This window comes from Halomonas stenophila (assembly GCF_014192275.1).
Lineage (GTDB): Bacteria > Pseudomonadota > Gammaproteobacteria > Pseudomonadales > Halomonadaceae > Halomonas > Halomonas stenophila.
Map to the genome: position 1 here is coordinate 1 of NZ_JACHXR010000034.1, position 1,209 is coordinate 1,209.

The 1,209-nt window shown below is 70.2% G+C and carries 2 protein-coding genes; both read right to left on the reverse strand.

Going from position 1 to position 1,209, the window contains the following annotated elements; genetic code table 11:
• Positions 1-188 precede the first annotated feature (188 nt).
• Complete coding sequence (locus FHR97_RS20065) at positions 189-668, reverse strand: methylglyoxal synthase (RefSeq protein WP_183385571.1); 480 nt, start codon at positions 666-668, stop codon at positions 189-191.
• Positions 661-1,209 (reverse strand): pyruvate kinase (locus FHR97_RS20070; RefSeq protein WP_246404141.1); only part of this gene is annotated, 549 nt, incomplete at its 5' end. The genes FHR97_RS20070 and FHR97_RS20065, both read right to left, overlap by 8 nt.

Genomic DNA, 1,209 nt, shown 5'->3' on the forward strand with positions numbered 1-1,209 from the left:
AGGAAGAGCCCGCCGACGCGCAGGCTCATCTTGTCGAAGCGCTTCGGGTCGGCGGCGAAGTAGTCGTGGATGCGGTCGCCGGCGGTGTCGGCCTGGAGCTGCTTCAGCGCCTGCCAGGTGACGCTGCGGGTGAGCTGGAACATGCGGTGTCCCTCTCGTTGTTGTCGTGTCGCCGGCGAAGGCCGGTATCAGGTGCTGCTGCGATCGGTGATCCAGCCCCCGGCATCGGGGATGCTCATCTCGTAGTCCTGGTCGAGCCAGGGCGAGCTGATCAGGAAGTCGGCGCTCGCCGGGTTGCAGGCCACCGGGATGTTCCACAGGGCCGCCAGGCGCAGCAGGGCCTTGACGTCGGGGTCATGGGGCTGGGGGGCGAAGGGATCCCAGAAGAAGATCAGCAGGTCGAGGCCCTGCTCGGCGATGCGCGCGCCGATCTGCTGGTCGCCGCCCAGCGGGCCGCTCATCAGGGCCTCCACCTCGAGCCCCAGCTGCGCGGCGATGCGGCTGGCGGTGGTGCCGGTGCCGACCAGCCGGTGCCGGGCCAGGGTGTCCTGCCAGCGTCCGGCCCACTCGAGCATCTCGCCCTTCTTGCCATCGTGGGCGATCAGGGCGATGCGCTTGCGCGCCGGCAGGGTGCGGCGGACGTCCCGCCGCGGACGGATCTCACTCATGCCGTGTCTCCACCTCGAGGATCCTCAGGGTGTTGGTGCCGCCGTGGGCGTTCATGTGGTCGCCGCGGGTCAGGATCACATGGTCTCCCGCCACGGCGATGCCCTGCGCCACCAGCCGCTCCAGGGCGCGGTCGTTGAGCTCGGTGGCGCTCATCTCGCTGGTGTCGAAGGGCAGCGAGATGACGCCACGATACAACGCCATGCGCCGCTGGGCGACGGGGTTGTGGGCCAGCCCGACGATCGGCAGCCCCGAGCGGATCCGCGAGGCGATCAGCGGCGTGTAGCCGGTGGCGGTCATGCAGGCGATGGCCCCCACCCCTTCCAGGTGGTTGGCGGCGTACATCGCCGACAGGGCGATGGTCTCGTCGATCCTTGAAAAGCCCTCGTGGATACGGTGGCCGGATTCCTGGGCACTGCGCTCGCGCTCGGCGCCCAGGCAGACCCGCGCCATGGCCTCCACGGTCTCCACCGGGAAGTCGCCGGCGGCGGTCTCGGCGGAGAGCATCACCGCGTCGGTGGCGTCGAGCACGGCGTTGGCCAC

Bases quoted from the DNA above. Each gene is read 5' to 3' on its own strand.
- FHR97_RS20065 (WP_183385571.1), bottom strand. From the start codon at position 668: ATGAGTGAGATCCGTCCGCGGCGGGACGTCCGCCGCACCCTGCCGGCG.